Origin of the sequence: uncultured Williamsia sp. (assembly GCF_947494875.1) — a bacterium.
Lineage (GTDB): Bacteria > Actinomycetota > Actinomycetes > Mycobacteriales > Mycobacteriaceae > Williamsia_A.
This window is the reverse complement of the sequence record NZ_CANLWM010000004.1, coordinates 1-20,684: the sequence shown is the minus strand read 5'-3', so window position 1 is coordinate 20,684 and position 20,684 is coordinate 1. Positions and strand designations below refer to the sequence as shown.

General features: G+C 69.8%; 21 protein-coding genes and 1 tRNA gene. 15 read left to right on the top strand and 7 right to left on the bottom strand.

Annotated features, from left to right (window positions below; translation table 11 throughout):
- Positions 1 to 24 precede the first annotated feature (24 nt).
- Positions 25 to 1,452 carry an amidase gene (locus tag Q1A98_RS10440; protein ID WP_299572930.1) on the top strand — a complete coding sequence of 476 codons (1,428 nt, stop codon included), beginning with the start codon at positions 25 to 27 and terminating at the stop codon, positions 1,450 to 1,452.
- A 72-nt stretch (positions 1,453 to 1,524) separates the two neighbouring features.
- On the opposite strand, the gene Q1A98_RS10435 is transcribed toward Q1A98_RS10440, so the two are convergent.
- Both Q1A98_RS10435 and Q1A98_RS10430 read right to left on the bottom strand, forming a co-directional pair.
- Entirely contained in the window at positions 1,525 to 2,139 is a 615-nt protein-coding gene (locus Q1A98_RS10435) for a cold shock domain-containing protein (protein WP_299572929.1), read from the bottom strand.
- A gap of 60 nt (positions 2,140 to 2,199) precedes the next feature.
- Positions 2,200 to 3,216 carry a HoxN/HupN/NixA family nickel/cobalt transporter gene (locus Q1A98_RS10430; protein ID WP_299573797.1) on the bottom strand — a complete coding sequence of 339 codons (1,017 nt, stop codon included), beginning with the start codon at positions 3,214 to 3,216 and terminating at the stop codon, positions 2,200 to 2,202.
- A gap of 172 nt (positions 3,217 to 3,388) precedes the next feature.
- Here Q1A98_RS10430 and Q1A98_RS10425 point away from each other — a divergent pair, with 172 nt between their 5' ends.
- The 7 genes from Q1A98_RS10425 to crcB (Q1A98_RS10395) all read left to right on the top strand — a co-directional run bounded on the left by Q1A98_RS10425 (position 3,389) and on the right by crcB (Q1A98_RS10395) (position 9,761).
- Positions 3,389 to 4,246 carry a Gfo/Idh/MocA family oxidoreductase gene (locus Q1A98_RS10425; protein ID WP_299572903.1) on the top strand — a complete coding sequence of 286 codons (858 nt, stop codon included), beginning with the start codon at positions 3,389 to 3,391 and terminating at the stop codon, positions 4,244 to 4,246.
- Between the two features lie 188 nt (positions 4,247 to 4,434).
- Positions 4,435 to 5,853 carry a chloride channel protein gene (locus Q1A98_RS10420; protein ID WP_299572901.1) on the top strand — a complete coding sequence of 473 codons (1,419 nt, stop codon included), beginning with the start codon at positions 4,435 to 4,437 and terminating at the stop codon, positions 5,851 to 5,853.
- 26 nt (positions 5,854 to 5,879) lie between these two features.
- Positions 5,880 to 6,806 (top strand): LysR family transcriptional regulator, encoded by a 927-nt coding sequence (locus Q1A98_RS10415; protein ID WP_299573796.1) that lies wholly within the window; start codon positions 5,880 to 5,882, stop codon positions 6,804 to 6,806.
- Positions 6,807 to 6,881: 75 nt separating this feature from the next.
- Positions 6,882 to 8,033, top strand: a complete 1,152-nt coding sequence (locus Q1A98_RS10410; protein WP_299572899.1) for a TDT family transporter — start codon at positions 6,882 to 6,884, stop codon at positions 8,031 to 8,033.
- Positions 8,034 to 8,074: 41 nt separating this feature from the next.
- The gene (locus tag Q1A98_RS10405; RefSeq protein WP_299573794.1) at positions 8,075 to 8,926 is read left to right on the top strand and encodes an MBL fold metallo-hydrolase; all 852 of its coding nucleotides are present in this window, start codon (positions 8,075 to 8,077) and stop codon (positions 8,924 to 8,926) included.
- Positions 8,923 to 9,396: a fluoride efflux transporter CrcB gene (crcB, locus tag Q1A98_RS10400; protein WP_299572896.1), complete on the top strand. Its 474-nt coding sequence runs from the start codon at positions 8,923 to 8,925 to the stop codon at positions 9,394 to 9,396. The genes Q1A98_RS10405 and crcB (Q1A98_RS10400) overlap by 4 nt, the downstream gene beginning before the upstream one ends.
- A complete protein-coding gene (gene crcB, locus Q1A98_RS10395) occupies positions 9,393 to 9,761 on the top strand; it encodes a fluoride efflux transporter CrcB (RefSeq protein WP_299572893.1) in 369 nt (122 codons plus the stop codon). The genes crcB (Q1A98_RS10400) and crcB (Q1A98_RS10395) overlap by 4 nt, the downstream gene beginning before the upstream one ends.
- Positions 9,762 to 9,935: 174 nt before the next feature.
- On the opposite strand, the gene Q1A98_RS10390 is transcribed toward crcB (Q1A98_RS10395), so the two are convergent.
- Positions 9,936 to 10,406 (bottom strand): RidA family protein, encoded by a 471-nt coding sequence (locus Q1A98_RS10390; protein ID WP_299572891.1) that lies wholly within the window; start codon positions 10,404 to 10,406, stop codon positions 9,936 to 9,938.
- 3 nt (positions 10,407 to 10,409) lie between these two features.
- Positions 10,410 to 10,574: a DUF4177 domain-containing protein gene (locus Q1A98_RS10385; protein WP_253655819.1), complete on the bottom strand. Its 165-nt coding sequence runs from the start codon at positions 10,572 to 10,574 to the stop codon at positions 10,410 to 10,412.
- 120 nt (positions 10,575 to 10,694) lie between these two features.
- On the opposite strand from Q1A98_RS10385, the gene Q1A98_RS10380 reads away from it, so the two are divergent.
- Positions 10,695 to 11,717 carry an ArsA-related P-loop ATPase gene (locus tag Q1A98_RS10380; RefSeq protein WP_299572889.1) on the top strand — a complete coding sequence of 341 codons (1,023 nt, stop codon included), beginning with the start codon at positions 10,695 to 10,697 and terminating at the stop codon, positions 11,715 to 11,717.
- A gap of 1 nt (position 11,718) precedes the next feature.
- A complete protein-coding gene (locus Q1A98_RS10375) occupies positions 11,719 to 12,813 on the top strand; it encodes an ArsA family ATPase (protein ID WP_299572888.1) in 1,095 nt (364 codons plus the stop codon).
- A gap of 10 nt (positions 12,814 to 12,823) precedes the next feature.
- Here Q1A98_RS10375 and Q1A98_RS10370 read toward each other — a convergent pair whose 3' ends face one another.
- Positions 12,824 to 13,138: a WhiB family transcriptional regulator gene (locus Q1A98_RS10370; protein WP_299573792.1), complete on the bottom strand. Its 315-nt coding sequence runs from the start codon at positions 13,136 to 13,138 to the stop codon at positions 12,824 to 12,826.
- A gap of 275 nt (positions 13,139 to 13,413) precedes the next feature.
- Between Q1A98_RS10370 and Q1A98_RS10365 the strand changes: the two genes are divergently transcribed.
- Positions 13,414 to 15,849: a transglycosylase domain-containing protein gene (locus tag Q1A98_RS10365; protein WP_299573789.1), complete on the top strand. Its 2,436-nt coding sequence runs from the start codon at positions 13,414 to 13,416 to the stop codon at positions 15,847 to 15,849.
- Positions 15,850 to 15,858: 9 nt separating this feature from the next.
- Here the strand turns inward: Q1A98_RS10365 and Q1A98_RS10360 are convergent, their stop codons facing one another.
- A complete protein-coding gene (locus Q1A98_RS10360; RefSeq protein WP_299572887.1) occupies positions 15,859 to 16,332 on the bottom strand; it encodes a GatB/YqeY domain-containing protein in 474 nt (157 codons plus the stop codon).
- Positions 16,333 to 16,559: 227 nt separating this feature from the next.
- Here Q1A98_RS10360 and Q1A98_RS10355 point away from each other — a divergent pair, with 227 nt between their 5' ends.
- The gene (locus tag Q1A98_RS10355; protein ID WP_299572885.1) at positions 16,560 to 17,561 is read left to right on the top strand and encodes a metallophosphoesterase; all 1,002 of its coding nucleotides are present in this window, start codon (positions 16,560 to 16,562) and stop codon (positions 17,559 to 17,561) included.
- Here the strand turns inward: Q1A98_RS10355 and Q1A98_RS10350 are convergent.
- A complete protein-coding gene (locus tag Q1A98_RS10350; RefSeq protein WP_299572883.1) occupies positions 17,482 to 18,564 on the bottom strand; it encodes an ABC transporter permease in 1,083 nt (360 codons plus the stop codon). The two genes, Q1A98_RS10355 and Q1A98_RS10350, sit on opposite strands and share 80 nt — an antisense overlap.
- 90 nt (positions 18,565 to 18,654) lie before the next feature.
- Here Q1A98_RS10350 and Q1A98_RS10345 point away from each other — a divergent pair, with 90 nt between their 5' ends.
- The 3 genes from Q1A98_RS10345 (at position 18,655) to Q1A98_RS10335 (ending at position 19,977) form a co-directional block, all read left to right on the top strand.
- Positions 18,655 to 19,266: a TetR/AcrR family transcriptional regulator gene (locus Q1A98_RS10345; protein WP_299572880.1), complete on the top strand. Its 612-nt coding sequence runs from the start codon at positions 18,655 to 18,657 to the stop codon at positions 19,264 to 19,266.
- A 30-nt stretch (positions 19,267 to 19,296) separates the two neighbouring features.
- A tRNA-Pro gene (locus Q1A98_RS10340) sits at positions 19,297 to 19,370 on the top strand.
- Between the two features lie 232 nt (positions 19,371 to 19,602).
- The gene (locus Q1A98_RS10335; RefSeq protein WP_299572877.1) at positions 19,603 to 19,977 is read left to right on the top strand and encodes a recombinase family protein; all 375 of its coding nucleotides are present in this window, start codon (positions 19,603 to 19,605) and stop codon (positions 19,975 to 19,977) included.
- Positions 19,978 to 20,684 lie beyond the last annotated feature (707 nt).

Below are 20,684 nucleotides of genomic sequence, written 5' to 3'. Positions count from 1 at the left end.
GCCGCGTCGGACCGGGTGACGGGGGTGTCCGACGTGTGGATCCGGGACGCCTCCGCCACCGAGATCGCCGCGGCGATACGTGTCGGTGAGATCACGTCTCGGCAGGCCGTGCAGTTCCACGTGAACCGCCTGCGCGCCCGCTCGACGTTGACCTCCGTCGTCGCCGACCGGTACGACGACGCCCTCGACGAGGCCGACGCCGTCGACGCCCGCATCGCGGCGGGCGAGTCCCCCGGCGGTCCGCTGGCCGGGGTGCCGTGCACCGTCAAGGAGTCGATCCCCGTCGTCGGCATGCCACACACGGCGGGGATGGCGAGTCGACGCGGGATCGTCGCCCGGACGGACGCCGTCGTCGTGCAACGCATCCGCGCGGCCGGGGCGATCGTCCTCGGCGTCACGAACACCGCCGAGCTGTGTCTCGGCATCGAGAGCACCAACAGTGTCCACGGTCGGACGTGCAACCCCTACGACGAGCGCCGGGTCTCCGGCGGGTCGTCGGGTGGTGAGGGCGCCGCGATCGGCAGCGGCGGCAGCCCGATCGGGATCGGCGGGGACACCGGCGGTTCCATCCGCATCCCGTCCTTCTACTGCGGCGTCTTCGGACACAAGCCCTCCCCCGGTCTGGTGCCGGCGAACGAGAGCGTCCCGTCCCTGGCCGGTGAGGCCGAGGTCGACACACTGGAGACGTTGGGCCCCATGGCCCGTCGCGCCGAGGACCTGATGCCTCTCCTGCGGATCCTCGCCGACGACGACGGGACCCGCTGCGGTGACGTCGATTCCGTCGACCTCCGCGGACTCACCGTCGTCGTCCCGACGAAGTCGTCGTTCGTCCGCCCGATGAACCGCGCGGTTCGCGACGCCCGGGACGCGGCGGGGCGGGCACTGGCCGATGTCGGCAGTGACGTGACGTGGCAGCCGATGCCGGCGATGCGTCGGGTGATCGGCAGCTACCTCATGGAGTTGCGACGGCACGCCGGGATGCCCGTCATGTCCCTGTTCGACTCGCTGTCTCCAGACGCCGGAAGGCACCTCACCCCGGCGGTGCTGCGTGCGGACAGCCTGCAGCTGCGCCTGGCGATGATCGGCGACCGGATCCCCGAGTTGCTCCCGAAGCCCGGCCGCGACCTGCTCGACCGGTTCGCGCGCGACCTGCGGGACGAGGTCTTCGCGGCCGTCGGGGACGGCGTGATGCTGCACCCACCGCTGCCGGCGCCTGCGCCGCTGCACCACGGGACCCTGGCGCGCCCATGGCTTTTCGGTGGTGCGGCGATGTTCAACATGCTCGGGATGGCGGTCACCGAGGTGCCGCTCGGCTTCGACCGCCGCGGACTGCCCGTCGGCGTCCAGGTGGCCGCGAAACCCGGCAACGACCACGTCACCATCGCCGTCGCCCAGCACCTCGAGTCCGTCTTCGGCGGCTGGGTGGCCCCCGAGGACGTCGCCCGCGGCTGAGATCCGCACCGAGAACGGACGCCGTGGCCTATATGACCATGGTGGACCGTCTGGGTGCAGATCTCAGCAGCATCAGCCCGCGTCGGGCGTCGCGATCACCTCGACGTCCGACGCGCGGAACGAGAACCCGTCCTGATGCGCCGCCTCCCAGTCGAACTCGACGCGCTGTCCGTCAATCAATGACCGGTACCCGTCGCCGCGGACCTCACTGAAGTGGACCCATGCACCACCAGGGGTCTCCGGTGACTCGACGACACCCCAGCCTTCCTCGGGATGCCACGCACGCACGACACCTGTCGTCCGGGGCAGAGGCGGCCGTGGCGGAACCGGGGGCAGGCTGTTCGGATCGACCTCGCGCATCACGGTGACCCCGTCATCGCGGGTTGCGCTCGTCCACAGCGCGGTGCTGAACGCACCCGTCCGCAGCACCGGCGTGGGGCACCGCGAGGGCCACACGGCGATCACATGCGGAGCCTCCTCGTCGGTGTCTGCGGGAGACCAGATGACATCGACCTCTTCGCCGATCTCGAGCCCGAGGGCGGACATGCCGGACGCCGGATCCGTGGTGACCGCTTCGCATCGCACATCCCACGACGACGCGACCAGACCAGCCGGGATGTCGGGAGAATCGATGATGCCCTGGCCCTCGTCGAAGTCCCAGGAGCGGACGGTGCCTGTGCTCCTCATGGTCGAGCACCCTAGGGCGTTCGTTCCAGGACGTCGCCTGGTTTTCGGACGGTGGTCGCATCAGCCCGCGTCGGGCGTCCAGCGGCGTTCGATGTCGCCGAAGTGCCAGATGGCCATCGCGAGAACCCAACTGGCGACGAACAGTCCGACGACGACGTAGCCGACATACTCGAGATCGATGCCGCCGATCCAGGCGATCGGACCGGCCGTGATCCCGAGCTTGTCGGCGAGCAGCCCGATGAGCTCGATGCCGCCGATCAGCAGCGCGACCGCCACCGACAGGGCCGTGATGGTCACGTTGTAGAACAACCGCCGCGCGGGCCGGCGATGCGCCCAGCCGTAGGCGTAGTGCATGACGGCGCCGTCGAGACTGTCGAACAACGACATCCCGGCGGTGAACAACACCGGGAGGGTGAGGATCGCATACCAGGGCAGACTCACCGCGGCCGTCCCGGCGAGCACCAACAGCGAGACCTCGGTCGCGGTGTCGAATCCGAGTCCGAACAGCAGACCGACGGGGTACATCTGCCAGGGCGCGCGGATCGCGCGGAGGAAGCGTCCGACGAGCCGGTTCATCGCTCCGCGCTCCTCGAGTCGCGCGTCGAGCTCGGCTTCGTCGAACCGACCGCCGCGCACATCGGTGACGATCTGCCGGATCCGCAGCAGCACAACGAGGTTCAGCAAACCGATGGCGACGAGGAAGACCCCGGACACGCTCGTGCCGACGATGCCGGTGACCGTCTGCAGCGTCGACGACTCGTCCCCGATCTGCGGGGCGATCGACCGCACCCCGACCGCGAGCAGGAGACAGAGCCCGAACACCACCGTCGAATGCCCGAGGGAGAACCAGAAGCCGACGGTCAGCGGACGACGACCGTCGACGACGAGCTTGCGCGTGGTGTTGTCGATGGCCGCGATGTGGTCGGCGTCGAACGCGTGTCGCATGCCGAGCGTGTACGCCGTGATGCCGAGCCCGACCCCGAACGCCGCCCCACCGGCCAGCCGATGATCCCCGGACGCCACCGCGAACAGCCCGACGAACCCGACGACGTGCAACATCACCACCACGACGGCCATCGCCGACAGCGGGCGCAGATCGGACCGGCGGAAACCGCCGCGGACGGCGACCGATGGCGTGGTGCGGGGCATGCGTGTCGCTTCCGTCGGGTGATCGGTTGCGTTGATTCGTAGCACTCGCACGGTGTCCACGCATGCGGGAGCGACCGAGGTCGGCGATACGCTCGTCGCCATGCGTATCGCCGTCGTCGGAGCCGGCCCCTGGGCGCTCGAGACCCACTACCCGGCACTCCTCGCCCACCCGGGCGTCGACGTGGTCGGTGGATGGACCCGACGACCGGAGGCGGCCGACGACCTGCCCGTGCCCCGGTTCGAGAACGTCGAGGCCATGCTCGACGCCACCGACGCCGTGAGTCTCGCCGTGCCACCCGACGCACAGGCCGCGATCGCCCTGCAGGCCGTGCGCGCGGGCAAGCACGTCATCCTCGACAAGCCGATCGCCGGATCGGTCGAGCAGGCCACCGAACTCGCCGAGGCGGTCGACGCGGCGGGAGTCACGTCGATCGTCACGTTCACCCGCCGCTTCGCCCCGGAGACGCGCGCTTTCCTCGAGGCGGCGCGGTCCGGGACGTACGCGGGCGGACTCGGACGGTGGCTGTCGGGCGCTCTGCTGGGTGGCCGCTACTCGTCGTCGCAGTGGCGCAAGGACGGCGGCGCGCTCCTGGACGTCGGGCCGCACGTCGTCGACCTGATGGACGCCGCACTCGGCGAGATCACCGAGGTGATCGACGCCCGGCTGGTCCCCGACGACCTGTGGCACATCACGATCGCCCACACGACAGGCGCCACGTCGGCGATCCAGATGTCGCTCTGCGTCCCCGCCCGACCCACCGTCACCGAGTTCGCGGTGCACGGAACCAGCGGCGTCGTGTCACTGACCGACCGGTCGACGTCGTCGGTGGACTGCTTCACCACACTGATCGACGAGTTCCTCGCATCGGCCGCGTCCGGCACTCCGCACGAGTGCGACGTCCACCGCGGGCTGCACGTCCAGAAGGTCCTCGGTCAGATCCTCGACGCGGTGCGCTGATCGGGCGTCGGTAGCACCAGGCGACGCGACGACCGCCCGGGTCAGGGGTCAGGGGCGGTCGTCGCGCCGTCTCCGTCGCGCAGCACAGGAGCGCGACACCGAGGACTCTGCCCACCTCACCTGATCGTCGGATGTCATCCGCCTGCCGGTTCGCTGTGAGCGCGGTGATGGCGGTGCAGAATGCCCGGGTGACCTCGTTCGAGCGGCAGCGGCGTCCGCTGCCCCTGCTGAAGAAGCGGATGCCCTCGGGGCAGGGCTCGATGATCCAGCCGAACGTGACCGGCGACGGCGAGACGCCCCTGACCCCTCGGTTCTGGGCGCTCGTCGCGGTGGTGGGCGTGGTGGCCGGGGTCGTCGGGATCGCGTTGATGCGCCTGCTGTTCCTCGTCGAGCACCTCGCGTTCGGCGTCGGCAGCGACGGCCAGGGGTTCACCGCGGCGGTCGAGCGGGCGAGCGGCTGGGAGCGCGCCACGCCGGTGCTCATCGCGGGTGTGATCGGCGGCGTCGGGTGGTATGTCCTGCGGCGGTTCACGCCGGGGATGAAGTCCGAGGCCGACGAGGTGCTGTGGACCGGGAAGGGCCGGTTGTCCTTCCGGCGCAGCGCGGGTACCTCGGTGCTGTCCGAGATCGTCATCGGGCTGGGGGCATCACTCGGCCGTGAGGCCGCCCCGAAGTTGATGGGCGCGGTGGCCGGCAGCCTCGTCGGCGAGTGGGCGCGGTTGTCGGATGCTCAGCGGCGACTCCTCGTCGCGTGTGGTGGCGGCGCCGGTCTGGCCGCGGTCTACAACGTCCCGCTCGGCGGTGCCCTGTTCACCGCGGAGGTGCTCATCGGGTCGGTGACACTGCCGACCGTCATGCCGGCGTTGGCGTGCTCGGCCGTCGCGACGATGGTCGCGTGGATCTCGTTGGGTGACAACGCGATCTATCCCGGAGTCCCCGACTACCCGTTCGACGCGCGACTACTCGTGTGGGCGCTCGTCGCCGGGCCGGTCATCGGTGTCCTCGCCGCCGTCTACATCCGGTTCATCGGGTGGATCTCGTTCCGCGGCGCACGCGGGGCGTGGATCCTGATCGCCATCCCGGTGGTGTTCGCCGGACTGGCCGCGCTCGCCGTCGTCTACCCGCAGCTCTACGGCAACGGCCGGTCCATCGCCCACGACGCGTTCCTCGGCGTCGGCAGCCTGGCCGTCCTGGCCGTGCTCGCCGTCCTGAAACCCGTTGTCACCGCGCTGTGCCTCGGCGCGGGCGCGTCGGGTGGACTCTTCACCCCGGTCATGTGCACGGGCGCCGCGATCGGCGCGGTGGGCGGCATCCTGTTCGGGCACCTGTGGCCGGGCAGCCCGGTGGGGGCGTACGCCATGATCGGCGCCGCCGCGATGATCGGCGCCGGGATGCAGGCACCGCTCGCCGGGTTGCTGCTGGTCGCCGAACTGACCCACAGCGGCTTGTCGTTGATGGCTCCGATGGTGGTCGCGACGGTCCTGGCGACCGCCGTCACCCGACGCATCGACGGCTACTCGATCTACTCCGCCCGCGTCGCGGGCGACGCCCCCGTGGCACCCGCCCTCGCACCGATGACGTCCCCGCCGGCCGGGGGCGCAGGGTGACCGACGGCCGTCGGCTGAGCCCGCGGATGCCCGACCTCGCGTCGCTCGAACTACTCGTCGCCGTCGCACGCAGCGGCAGTCTCGGGGCGGCCGGTCGCGAACTCGGCATGACGCAGCAGGCGGCATCCGCGCGGGTCCGGTCGATGGAGACGCAGACCGGGATCGCGCTCGTCCGACGGTCGCCGCGGGGGTCGACGCTCACGCCGAACGGGGAGCTCGTCGCCGAGTGGGGCGCCGCGCTGCTCGACGCCGCCCACCGGCTCGACACCGGCCTGGCGACGATCCGCGGGGAGTCCCGCGACCACCTCGCCGTCGCCGCCAGTCAGACGATCGCCGAGCAGTTGCTGCCGCGCTGGCTGGTCTCGTGGGCCGCCGCGGCCACCCGTCACGGGGCGTCGCCGCCGGCGGTGACGCTCTCGGCGACCAACAGCGACGGTGCCGTCGACGCCGTGCGCTCCGGCGGCGCCGACCTCGGGTTCGTGGAGTCCCCCGACGTCCCCTCGGACCTGCGCAGTCGGGTGGTCGCCCACGACGAGCTCACGCTGGTGGTGTCGCCGGCCCACCCATGGGCGCGCGAGGGCACCGCGGTCGACGCGGCGGCACTCGCGCGCACACCGCTGGTGACCCGCGAACCCGGCTCGGGCACACGACTCTTCCTGGATGCCGCACTCCGGGCCGCCCTGGGTGGAGACGTCGTGGTGCATGCACCCGCCGCCGAGATGCCGACCGCGTCCGGCGTACGGGCCGCCGTCCTCGCGGGCACGGCGCCCGCGGTGATCAGCCGCCTCGCCGTCGCCGACGACATCGCGATGCGGCGGCTCGCGGTCGTCCCCACGATCGGTCTGGACCTGCATCGCCCGCTGCGCGCCGTCTGGGTCGGTGGCGCCACACCCCCCGCCGGCGCGGCCCGCGACCTCGTCGAGCACATCGAGGGGACCGACAACCCCGACTAGTCACAACGATTGTTTGTGATCTCACCGCGTGCAGCCGTCTACCAGCGACGACGCCCGCGGCCGAGACTCGAATCCATGACCGCAGTCCTCTCACACCACGTCGCGTCGACCCCGCGTCCTGATCGTCGGCGACTGCTCGCCGCACTCGACGACCCCAGGGACGTGGTCGCCCACATCACCCCGAATTGGTTCGCGTCGGTGATGGGCACGGGGATAGTCGCCACCGCGGCCGCGACCCTGCCGGTGCAGGTCCCCGGTCTGCACGCCTTCGCGATCGGCGTGTGGCTCGTGGCGTCGACCGCCCTCGTCGCGCTCACGGTGGCGTTCGCCGCGCACTGGGTGATGTTCGGGAGCAACGCGCGGGACCACGCCGCTCACCCCGTGATGTCGCAGTTCTACGGCGCGCCCCCGATGGCGATGCTCACGGTCGGAGCCGGCGCGATCACGCTGGGTCCATCCGTGGTCGGAGCCGGGCCCGCGGTGTGGATCGACGCGGTCCTGTGGACCGCCGGCACGGTGACCGGCCTCGCCACGAGTGTGTGGATCCCGTTCCGGATGATCACCGCTCACGATCACGACACGGCGGTCGCCGTGCCGGCCTGGCTGATGCCGATCGTGCCGCCCATGGTGTCGGCGTCGACCGGCGCACTGCTGCTCGACCATGTTCCTGCGGGACAACCACGGCTCGCTCTCATCGCGGCCTGCTACGCGATGTTCGGACTCAGCCTGTTCCTCGGGATGATCACCATGACGATGATCTGGTCGCGGCTCGTCCACGGCGGCATGCCGGCGCTGCAGGCAGCTCCCACCGTGTGGATCACGCTCGGGATGATCGGTCAGTCGATCACCGCGACCAATCTCCTCGGCACGCACGCATCCTCGGTGTTCGTCGGGAAGCAGGCCGTCGTCGCGACCGGACTGCATGTGTTCGGCATCGCCTACGGGTTCGCCATGGGCGGCTTCGGTGTGCTGATGTTCGCGCTCGCGACCATGCTGACCGTCCACGCGGCGCGGCGCGGTCTGCGGTTCTCCCTCACCTGGTGGAGCTTCACCTTCCCTGTCGGCACCTGTGTCACCGGCGCCACCGCACTCGGAACCGCAGTCGGCATCAGCGTCGTCCATGCGCTCGCGGTCGCGCTCTACGTCGTCCTCCTCGGAGCATGGGTCACCGTCGCCGGCCACACCCTGCGCGGCACCGTCAGCGGCAGCGTGTTCGCCGCCGCGTGAGCACCCTTGCGGCGCCGGGCATCGGTGTAGCGTTCTCGGCCATGGGCGCACCCGAGCATCCCGCGTACGAGACCCTCAGGCAGGTCACGCCGTTCGCGTCGGTGGTGCTGTGCGAGAACCCCGGGATGATGGAGCTCGACGGCACCAACACCTGGATCCTGCGGGCGCCAGGACGGACCGACTGCGTCGTCGTCGATCCCGGGCCGAAGAAGCACCGTCAGCACCTCACGCGTCTCGCCGACCAGGGCGAGGTGGCGCTGACCCTCATCACCCACCGCCACCGAGACCACACCGGCGCCATCAAGCGCTGGCACGCCATGACCGGCAGTCCGGTGCGGGCCCGCGAGGAGAAGTGGTGCCGCGACGCCCCACGCCTCACCGACCGCGAGGTGATCGAGGCGGGAGGACTCCGGATCACGGTGCTCACCACCCCGGGTCACACCGGCGACTCGGTCAGCTTCCTCGTCGAACATCTCGCGGCCACCGATCCCGCGAGCCGGGGCGCCGAGCCGGAACGCGTGATCGGCCGCGCGATGGTCACCGGCGACACCATCCTCGGTTCGGGCACCACGGTTCTCGACCCCACCGACGGCACCTTGCGCGACTACATGAACTCGCTCAACCGGCTCATCGTCGAGGGTGAGGGGTGCGTGCTGCTGCCCGGGCACGGTCCCGACCACCCCGACCTGATCCCGGTCGCGCAGTTCTACAAGAAGCACCGCGAGGACCGTATCGACCAGATCCGTTCCGCCATGGCCGAACTCGGCACCACTCCGGAGAAGGCCAAGCCGATGACGCTGGTGCGGAAGGTCTACTCCGACGTCGACAAGAAGCTGTGGCCCGCCGCCCGGATGTCGGTGAAGGCACAGCTGCAGTATCTCCGCGAGGCGTGAGCGGCCCCGATCGGGCCGTCGAGGACGACCCCGACGCCTCCGGCGCCGCCGGGCTCCCCTTCCACCTCCGACCTCGGACGTTGGCACTGGTGTTCCTCGGCGGCGTGGCCGGGACCGCGGCGCGTCACGGGCTGGCCGAGGCGTTCCCCCACCATGGGACCGGCTGGCCCACAGGAACGTTCGTGGCGAACATGCTCGGCGCGTTCGCCCTCGGGCTGGTGCTCGAGGCGCTGGTCCGTCTCGGCGACGACACGGGCCGTCGACGTGACGTGCGCCTGATGCTCGGCGTCGGGTTCTGCGGCGCGTTCACGACGTACAGCACGCTGGCACTGGAGATCTCACTGTTCCTCCGCGACGACGCCGTCGGGATGGCAGTTCTCTATGCCGTGGTGTCGGTGCTCGCGGGACTCGTCGCGGTGTGGCTCGGCGTGGTCGCAGCGACCACCGCGGTACGGCGGCGGACGTCGTGATCGTCGCCCTGGTTTTCCTGGCCGGAGCACTCGGCAGCGTCGCCCGCTTCGTCGTCGACTCGACCGTGAAGGCGCGCTTCGCACCCCGGTTCCCCTGGGCGACCGTCGGCATCAACGTCTCCGGCTCGTTCGTGCTCGGCGTCCTCGCCGGTGTGGTGCTCTTCCACGCTGCGAGTCCGGACTGGCAGACGGTCCTCGGGACCGGATTCTGCGGTGGCTACACCACATTCAGCACATCGAGCGTGGAGACCGTGCGACTGGCACAGTCCGGTCGGCACCTCGCGGCACTGGGCAACCTCGTCGGCACCCTGGGGGCGTCGGTCGGCGCGTGCGCACTGGGCCTCGTGCTCGCGTCCGCGATCTGAGTTCCCCCGCGACCGTCGGCACACCTCGCCCGCTGTGCACCAGATGCCGTCGACCGTGCGGCAGATGCGACCCACCGTGCAGTGAGCGTGACAGGACGCGCATGGACGGCACGTTCAGCGGTGGTTACTGCACGCTCGGCGGGATCTTCTGCACGCTCGGCGGTGCGTGTGGGACTAGCTCGCGACCTCGACGACGAGCTCGACCTCGACCGGTGCACCGAGGGGCAGCTCGGCGACGCCGACTGCCGACCGCGCGTGGTGTCCGGCCGTCCCGAAGACCTCACCGAGCAGATCGGACGCGCCGTTGATCACGCCCGGCTGTCCGGTGAAGCCCGGCGCCGACGCGACGAACCCCACCACTTTCACCACCCGCACGACGGAGTCGATCCCGACAAGTCCGTGGATCGCGGCGAGCGCGTTGAGCGCGCAGAGTCGCGCCGCCTCGGTGGCCTGCGCGGGACGGACGACGCCCTCGGCGCCGTCGGACACCTTGCCGTGCAGGGTCAGCTCACCGTCGGCCATGGGCAGCTGACCCGAGGTGTAGACGAGTGACCCGGTCTGCACCGCCGGGTAGTACACACCGAGCGGCGCGACGACCTTGGGCAGCTCGATGCCGAGCTCGGACAGCCGCTGCGACCAGCCCACCGCTCAGCCCTTCGGACGCTTGAGGTAGGCGACATGCTGCTCACCGGTGGGCCCCGGCAGGACGCTCACGAGTTCCCACCCGTCGGTGCCCCACGTGTCGAGGATCTGCTTCGTGGCGTGGGTCAGCAGGGGGACGGTCGCGTACTCCCAGCGGGTGAGCTCACTCATGGCGCTCACCCTATCCGCCGGGCGTGCCCCGCATCACCCGCCGATCGGCGTTCAGGGCACGTGCGCGTCGATATCCTCGGGGACGTGGTCCCACAACCCGCGACCGATCCGCAACGAGGCGTGACCGATCTCCACAAGGACGTCACCGAATCCGGTGACCCCTGGCCGGAGAGCGCACGCTACGCCCGACTGCATTTCGTCTCCGGCAAGGGCGGGACCGGCAAGACGACGCTGGCGTCGGCACTCGCTCTCGCGCTGGCCGGGGAGGGAAAGAAGGTGCTCCTCGTCGAGTGCGAGGGTCGGCAGGGGATCGCGCAGCTCTTCGACCTGCCGCCACTGCCGCCGACCGAGACCAAGATCGCGACCGCCGAGGGCGGCGGCTCGGTCCACGGGCTCGCCATCGACATCGAGCACGCCCTGCTCGAGTACCTCGACATGTTCTACAACCTCGGTTTCGCCGGTCGCGCCATGCGTCGTATCGGCGCGATCGACTTCGTGACGACCGTCGCGCCGGGCCTCCGCGACGTGCTGATCACCGGGAAGATCAAGGAGTGCGTCATCCGCGTCGACGACCGCGGGCGGGCCGTGTACGACGCCGTCGTCGTCGATGCGCCCCCGACCGGACGGATCGGCAACTTCCTCGATGTCACGACGGCGATGCGCGATCTGACCAAGACGGGCCCGATCCGCAACCAGAGCGACGGTGTCGCGCAGTTGCTGCACTCGGAGAACACCGTCGTGCACCTGGTGACGCTGCTCGAGGCCATGCCGATCCAGGAGACCGTCGAGGCCGTCGCGGAGTTGCGCAGCAAGGACCTCCCCGTCGGGGCGTTGATCGTCAACCGCGTGGAGCCGCCGCACCTCACCGAGGAGCAGATCGACCCCATGGCGGTGGGCGACGTCGACGGCCCCGCACTCGCCGACGCGCTGACCTCGGCGGGGCTCACGCTCACCGACGCCGATCTGCAGGGTCTGCTCACCGAGTCGATCGAGCACGCCAGCCGTGTGCAGGCCCAACAGGTCGCCAAAGCACAGCTCGACGAGATCGACACCGCGGCGGTCGAGATCCCGTCCTTCGACGACGGCGTCGACCTCGGCCGCGTCTACGAGATCGCAGCGCTGCTGCGGCAGGCAGGTGCGTGAGATGGCAACCAAGAAGCTGAAGATGGGCAGCGTCCTCGCCGACCCGTCCACCCGCGTCGTCGTGTGTTGCGGCGCCGGCGGCGTCGGCAAGACCACGACCGCCGCGGCCATGGCCGTCCACGCCGCCGAGCAGGGGCGTCGCGTCGTGGTGCTCACCATCGACCCCGCGCGTCGTCTGGCGCAGTCGCTGGGGATGACCGAGCTGACCAACACCCCGCAGCCGGTGACCATCGAGGGGTCGGGCTCGCTCGACGCGATGATGCTGGACATGCGTCGCACCTTCGACGAGATGGTGACGCAGTACTCCTCGCCCGATCGCGCCGAGGCGATCATGAACAACCCCTTCTACCAAACCGTCGCCACATCGTTCTCCGGCACGCAGGAGTACATGGCGATGGAGAAGCTGGGGCAGCTGATCGCGCTCGACAAGTGGGATCTCATCGTCGTCGACACCCCGCCGTCACGGAACGCGCTCGACTTCCTCGACGCCCCTGCGCGGCTGGGCTCGTTCCTCAGCGGCCGTCTGATGAAGGTGTTGCTCGGCGGTGGGCGCGGCGTGGGTCGCGTCGTCACCGGTGTGGTGAGCCTGGCGATGCGTGGCGTCTCGACGATCGTCGGCGGCGACACCCTGCGGGACGTGTCGACGTTCGTGCAGTCGCTCGACGCGATGTTCGGTGGGTTCCAGGACCGCGCGACGACGACCTACAACCTGCTGAAGCGGCCGGGCACCCAGTTCGTGGTGGTGGCGTCCGCCGAGCCCGACGCCCTGCGCGAGGCGGCGTTCTTCGTCGAACGCCTTTCGGAGGAGTCCATGCCGCTGGCGGGATTGATCCTGAACCGCACGCACCCGAACCTGACGACCATCAGCGCCGACGCCGCGCGCTCGGCACTGGAGTCGGCGACCGATCCACTGGCCCGGGCGGTGCTGTCCATCCACGCGGAGCGGACGACCACCGGCCGTCGGGAACTCCAGTTGCTGCAGCGGTTCACCTCGTCGCACCCGGGGGTGCCGATCGTCGGGGTCCCGTCGCTGCCGTTCGAGGTGGCCGACATGACCGCCCTGAAGGCGGTCGTCGAGCAGATCGTCGCGGACTAGGCCCGAGAGGTCAGACGGCGTCGGCGTGGCGCCGACGCTGCACCTCGAAGAACTCACCCCACGAGGTGACATCGGGGTGCTGGCGCAGGAGTGCGCGGCGCTGACGCTCGGTCATGCCGCCCCAGACGCCGAACTCGACGCGGTTGTCGAGGGCGTCGGCACCGCACTCGAGCTGCACGGGGCAGTGGCGGCAGATGGTCGCGGCCTTGCGCTGGGCGGCTCCGCGCACGAACAACTCGTCGGGGTTGCTTCCGCGGCATCGCGCCTGCGACACCCACGCCAACCGGGCTTCCGCTTCTCCGGTGCTAACTGCCGCGTTGGCCATCATCGAACCCCTGTCTGCAGTGGTCGAACACGTTGCCGACGATCGTGCGTCACTTTCGCGAGCAACTGTTACGTGAGTCACATTCGGTACATCAATCTAGGTATTGGCGTCCGCTAGCGTCAAGTCCGGAAATGGGACCGCCGTCCAACCCGGATCGAGACGGGCGTGCAGCGCGGCCGTGATCGCCGCGTCGACGGGGACTCTCATGTGAGACCCGTATCCTGTGCCACGTGTCCGATGCCACCCGCCGCCCCGAGCGGTCCCGTGCGCTGTGGGTGCTCCTCGGCTGCTGTGTGCTCGCCGGCGTGCTCGTCGCCGCGCTGATCTTCCCGCTCGCAGGCGGCCTGGGACTGCTCACCACCAAGGCCGCGACGACGGTCGAGAACTCGTCGTCGGAGCTGCTCGACGGGACCGTGCCCGAGGTCACCACGATGACCGACTCCACCGGACGGCCCATCGCCTACCTGTACGACCAGCGCCGCCAGCAGGTCGCCTACGACGACATCTCGCCGGACATGATCCGCGCGATCATCTCGATCGAGGACCGTCGCTTCCTCGAGCACGACGGCGTCGACTGGAAGGGCACCATCCGCGCGTTCCTGAAGAACTCGTCGTCGGGTGAGGTGCAGCAGGGTGCGTCGACCCTCGACCAGCAGTACGTGAAGAACTACCAACTGCTGGTGCTCGCGCGCAGCGAGGCCGACCGCGAGGCGGCCACCGCGACCACCCCGGCGCGCAAGCTCCGCGAGGCCCGGATGGCGCTGACCCTCGAGCAGACGCTGACCGACCAGGCCATGCGCGACAAGAACATCGACCGCGAGGCGGCGAAGCAGGAGGCGAAGAAGGAGATCGTCACCCGCTACCTGAACATCGTCCCGTTCGGCAACGGCGCGTACGGGATCGAGGCGGCGGCCCAGACCTACTTCGGCAAGCCGGCCAAGGATCTCTCGGTCACCGAGTCGGCGATGCTCGCCGGCATGGTGCAGTCGAGTTCCGCGCTGAACCCCTACACCAACCCCTCCGGCGTGACAGATCGCCGGAACCTGGTGTTGGAGACCATGAAGCAGAACTTCCCCGCTCGGGCGGCGGAGTTCGAGGCCGACAAGGCGCAACCACTCGGTGTGCTCCCCCAGCCGCGATCGCTGCCGCAGGGCTGCATCTCGTCGGGCGACAGCGGCTTCTTCTGCGACTACGCACTGCAGTTCCTCGCCGAGAACGGCATCAGCCGCGACGCGGTGCTCCGTGGCGGGTACACGATCCGCACCACCCTCGACCCGCAGGTGCAGCAGGCGACGAAGTCCGCGGTCCAGGCCGTCGCCGCCCCGGACCTCGAGGGCATCGCGGACGTGATGAACGTGATCAAGCCGGGCAAGAACTCCCACGACCTCCTGGCGATGACGTCCAGCCGCGAGTACGGCCTCGACGCCAACCGCGACCAGACGGTGCAGCCGCAGCCGTACTCGATGGTCGGTGACGGTGCCGGGTCTGTGTTCAAGATCTTCACCGTCGCCGCGGCGATGGAGAAGGGCCTCGGGACCTCGGCCAACCTCGACGTCCCGACGACCTACCAGGCCAAGGGAATGGGGTCGTCGGGCGGTGCCAACGGCTGTCCCGTCAACACGTACTGCGTGAAGAACGACGGCCGCTATCCCCGGACGATGTCGATCACCAACGCCCTTGCCCAGTCCCCGAACACCGCGTTCGTGAAGCTGCTCCAGCAGGTCGGTGTGTCGTCGGCCGTCGACATGGCGGTGAAGCTGGGGATGCGCTCGTACGCGCAACCCGGTACCTCCGGCCAAGGCGACCTGAGCCTCGCCGACTACGTGAAGCAGGGCAATTTCGGCTCGTTCACGCTCGGGCCGAACGCCGTCAACCCGCTCGAGCTGTCGAATGTCGCGGCAACCCTCGCGTCGGGTGGTGTCTGGTGCCCACCCAACCCGATTGCCTCGATCACCCAGAAGAAGCGGGACCGCTACGGCAACACGGTGATCGGCTCGAACGGGGAGCCAGAGACGACCCAGGTGTCCTTCAACCCGCCGAAGTGCGAGCAGGTGGTGCCGGAGGGCCTGGCGAACTCGCTAGCCAACGCCCTGTCCGGCGACGACCGCGGTGGCGGCACGTCGGCTGGTGCCGCGCGGTCGGCCGGGTGGAGTCTGCCGGTGTCCGGCAAGACCGGCACCACCGAGGCGCACCGCTCGTCGGCGTTCCTCGGGTTCACCAACAACCTGGCCGGCGCCAGCTACATCTACGGCGACTCGACCAGCCCGGAGGACATCTGCTCCTCGCCGCTGCGCCAGTGCTACGGCGGCGACCTCTACGGCGGCCTCGAACCCGCCCGCACCTGGTACAACGCCATGCTGCCCATCGCGAACAAGTTCGGTCCGACGGAGTTGCCGCCGACCGATCCCCGCTACGTGGAGGGCAGCAACCAGGGCCGGGTGCCCAACGTCGTCGGCCTGACCGCCGACGCGGCGACCGAACGCCTGCAGGACAACGGCTTCAAGGTCGACCAGGAGTCGACGACGAGCGCCGAGAGCTCGGGCACCGTCGTCGGCACCGCTCCCACCGGGACCGCGATCCCCGGGAGCACCGTGACGATCTACGTGAGCAACGGGCAGGGCCAGGTCTCACGGCCCGACCCAGGTCCTCGCCTGCCGCCGACGACGATCCAGATCCCCGGGATCGGACCGATCGTCATCCCCGGCGGGTAGCGGGGGCGGTCAGCCCAGGGCGGCGCGGACGGCGTCGGACAGTCGCTTCCCGTCGGCGCGGCCGGCGGCCTTGGACTTCGCGATGCCCATGACCTGCCCCATCTGGCGCATACCGGGCTTCTCGCCGAGGTCGGCGGCGACCTGGTCGACGGCCTCCGTCACGAGCGCCCGCAGACCGTCGTCGTCGAGCGGTGCCGGGAGGTAGCGCTCGATGATGGCCGCCTCGGCGCGTTCGGCGTCGGCGAGCTCGCCGCGGCCGTTCTCGTCGTAGATCGCCGCGGACTCCCCGCGCTTCTTGGTCTCCCGCATCAGCACGGCGAGGACCTGCTCGTCGGACAGCTCGGTGGCTGTCGACCCCGAGACCTCCTCGGCGCCGATCGCCGCGATCAGCATCCGCAGCGTGGCCGTGGTGGCGGTGTCCCGCGCCTTCATCGCCGCGGTGAGGTCGCCGCGGATTCGTTGTTTTAGGGGTGCATCGGCCATGGCGCCAACGGTAGTGGCCGTGTCGAGCGGTTTCGCGCGCATCGTCGCGACCTCGCCACCCGTATCCGGTCTCGCCACCGCGATCTTTCGGGCGATTCCACCGCGCGGTGGCGAACCATCGATCCCGCGGGCGAATCCTCGCCCATCCGGCGACGGATCGGTGAGCTCACCACCGCTGGTGGAAGTGATTGCGCCGCGCGACGGAGAACGGTGGCTATCCTGGCCGGATGAACGCGTTCGATCCGGTGCGGCGAGCTGTCGGGGTCTCGCCTGAGCGCCTCACCCGCATACAGCAGACCGCTGCGGTCACCGCAGGCGCCGCCGCGGCAGGCCTGGCCTACGCGACACTGATCGAACGCAACGCGTTCGTCCTCCGGCACCAGACGATGAACGTCCTGGAGCCCGGGTCGAGCACGCTGCGGGTGCTCCACATCAGCGACATCCACATGCTGCCGGGCCAGCGACTGAAGCAGGCGTGGATCTCCGAGCTCGAGGCCCTGGAGCCCGACCTCGTCGTCAACACCGGCGACAACCTCGCGCACCCGCAGGCGGTGCCCGCGGTCATCCAGTCCCTCGGCGGGCTGCTGTCGCGGCCGGGCCTGTTCGTCTTCGGCTCGAACGACTACTTCGGGCCGACGCCGAAGAACCCGATGAAGTACTTCAAGAAGGACCACAAGCGCAGTCACGGGGCGCCTCTGCCGTGGCAAGACCTCCGCGCCGCCTTCACCGAGCGCGGCTGGCTCGACGCCACCCACACCATCCGCGAGCTCGAGGTGGCGGGCGTTCGCGTCGCCGCGGCGGGCGTCGACGACCCGCACATCGGCCGCGACCGCTACGAGACCGTCGCCGGCCGCCCGAACCCGCTCGCGCACCTGCGTCTGGGTCTCACGCACTCCCCCGAGCCGCGTGTCCTCGACCAGTTCGCCGACGACGGCTACGACCTCGTCATGGCCGGCCACACCCACGGCGGCCAGCTGTGCCTGCCGTTCTTCGGTGCGCTGGTGACGAACTGCCACATCGACCGGTCCCGCGTGAAGGGTCCGTCGAGCTGGGGTGCCTCCATGAAGCTGCACGTCAGCGCGGGCCTCGGGACGTCGCCTTACGCGCCGGCCCGCTTCTGCTGCCGCCCCGAGGCGACGCTGCTGACCCTCACGCCGGTATCGCATGGCGATGCGGAGTACGACGAGGAGCAGTCGGTTCCGCCGCTCGCGGAGACGCGACGGGGCTGAGTCCCTCGTCGTAGCCGACGGCGTCGTCGAGCTCCCGCTCGAGCGCGTCGTCGGTGGTCTTGCCGCGCGTCACCGCCCGGAGGAACAAGCCGACACCACCCACGAGCCAGACCGCCAGGACCGCGAACGCGGTGCTGCTGCCGTGGCCGTCGAAGAACGCGACCGACCGTAGGGCACTGCCCGTCGCACCCGGCGGGAGCAGCTGGCCGATCGTCCCCCAGGGCTCGGGGAGCAGTCGTGGCGAGCTCGTCAGACCGGACAGCGGGTTGCCGAGGACTATCAACGCGACCGCCGCGATCGCGGTACCGAACAGCCCGCCTGCCATCCGGAGCCCCAGGACCGCGAAAGCCGTCGCACACAGCGAGAACATCGCTGTCAGGGCCACGGGCCAGAAGGAGCCGTCGAAGGTCCCGACGACGAAGCGCAGCACCGCGGTGAGGGCCAACCCGCCCACGACCGAGAATGCGACCGCGGCGCCCGCGATCGCACGCGGCCGGCGCGCGACCATCATGATCACGAGGGCGCCGATCCAGCCGCCGAGCGCCATCGGCAACGCGCCCGCCGACAGACCCATCCCCCGCGGATCCCGATGTCCGAACGACTGGACGTCGACCGACGACGCGGGCAGCCCCCGCGTTCGGGCGATCGACGACCCGATCCCTTCGATCACGGTCGTGAGGGAGGGACTCCCTGCGGAGGTCACCAGCGTGACGACGCGGTCGGGTCCGACGACGAGGGCGCCGTCGATCCGACGGTGGGCGATGTCGTCGCGCGCGTCCTGCGCCGAGGCTGGGAACGCCGGGCGCACCGCCCCGGGCTCCTGAGCGTCGAGACCTCCCGCGATCTGCTGCGCCGCAGCACGATCGGCCACGATGCCGATCCGGACGTCGTGCGGTCCGGAGTGGACGGACGGCAGCGTGAACGCGAGCAGCAGCACCGAGAGCAGCGCCGTCACGCCGATCACCGCGGCGACGGGTCGTGCCATGTCCTTCGTGCCGGCCATGCGGGCCCCCTTAAGATACGTACCGTTTCTTGTTCGCCTGACGCTAGCCGCCCGCGATAAGGTACGCAACGTTTCCTACGAGGAGGTCGGATGGCCGGCACACGTCGACGAGGCGAGGAGCTCGACGCCGCGATCCTCGCCGCCGTCGCCGACGAACTCCGCGATTCGGGATACGGGGGCCTGACGTTCGAGGGTGTCGCCCGCCGGGCCGAGACGAGCAAGTCGGTGCTGTACCGGCGCTGGCCCACACGTGTCGACCTGGTGGTGGCCGCGCTGGTCGGCATCAGCGAGGCCGCCTTGCGACCGGTCGACACCGGGTCGATGGCCGAGGATGTGCGCGCGACGCTCCTGTCGGTGCTCGATCGCTTCGACTCGATGGGTCGAGGCGTCGCGCTCGGCGTGTTGGCCGAGGCCGTCGAGACCCCCGGTGCAACCCCGCTGCAACTGCTACGGGACAAGGGCGCCGCTGTCACCGACACGATCCTCGACGCGGCCCGAGCGCGCGGCGAGATCGGCCCCGAGCCCATCCCCGACCGCATCCGCTCGCTCGCCTTCGACCTGGCGCGCTACGAGTTCATCGTCAACGGCGATCTCAGCGAGGCCGCCGTCGACGACATCGTCGACACCGTGTTCTGCCCTCTCGTCCATGCGGCCGCGGACGGTCTGTCGGGCGATTTAGTCCGAGAACGGTTCGGGCGGTAGTCTGTGCGAGGCCGTCCGCGAGGACGACCACGGGGTGTGGCGCAGCTTGGTAGCGTGCCTCGTTCGGGACGAGGAGGTCGTGGGTTCGAATCCCGCCACCCCGACGTGTTGGTTGAGACACAGATGAAACCCTGACCAGGGAAACCCGGTCAGGGTTTCCTCGTTTCGAAGTGTTGTCGGCATTGGCAAATCGCCCCCAGTCCGCACACAGTCCGCAGCAGGATTTTCGAACGCCGGCAGAGCCGAGTAGCACGCTCGGTCGAGCGCCCCGGCGACCGCCTCGAGGTCGTAGGGAAGCAGGTCTGCATTAGTGTCGAGCGTGCGTGCCGCCGACTTGTGGCCGTGTGGCGCTTCGACCGGATCGGGAGGTCACTCCCCCACCTGCTCCAGGTCGTCGACGAGCTCCAGTCCCGCGGCGTCGAGTTCGTCTCGCTGAACGAGAAGATCGACACGACGTCGACCTCCGGCAAACTCGTCTTCACCATCTTCGGCGCAATCACCGAATTCGAGCGCAACCTCATTCGCGAGCGCACCCAGCTCGGCCTGGCCGCCGCCCGAGAGCAGGGACGCACCGGAGGGCGCCCACCCAAGATGACCCCCGCCAAGATCCGACAGGCCAGAAGGATGCGGGGCGACGGTGTCACCATGACCGAGATCGCTGAGGTCCTCGGCGTAGGTCGCGCCACCCTGTACCGGTACATCACCGTCTGAACCAAACGAGCACTCGACATCGTTAGGGCGGCGTTAGCATCATTCTATGGAGCAAAAGTACAGTTTTGAGCCCGGCGACCAACCGGTCACGCTTGCTCCTCGCCCACATGGGTTCCGAGCGCGAATGCGCGAATTGATTCGATACCTGAACCCGAACTACCTGCTCCGGCCTCGACCCTCCCCACAGTTCTCCTCGGCGGCGCCCCGCCACCAGGACGGCCGTCGACCCACCGTCTTCGGATTCAACGGCAACGGCTGGGGTCGATGACGGACCTCAGGGAGACACACCGGCGGTGCGGGACCGCGGTGCCGAGCGGTCGATGAGTCATGCGGACTGGCGCGCTATGACTCGCTCAGCGTCGTCGGTGCGAACACAAGTCTGGTTCGCGCTGTTCGGATCAGGAGTGGCGGCGGGCGTGTCCACCTGGATGACGAGCGGCCCTGGGGCGACCGTGCTCGTCCTGGCCGCCGTAAGCGTGGGTGGTCTTTTCGGCATCGCGATTGGGCGCGGCGTACAGCGTCAATAGTCCTACTCGAGCAGGCCGCGACAGATCGCGGGCATGGATGCGCAAGGGATCATCGCAATGGACGGCATGCGGCCTGTAGATCACGCCGAGGAGCCCCACCCGCCTGAATCGCCCCGGGTCTGGTGGAGGGTCTGATTTCCCGAGAGGATCAGATTCGTGCCGGCACCGAGGAAGTATCCG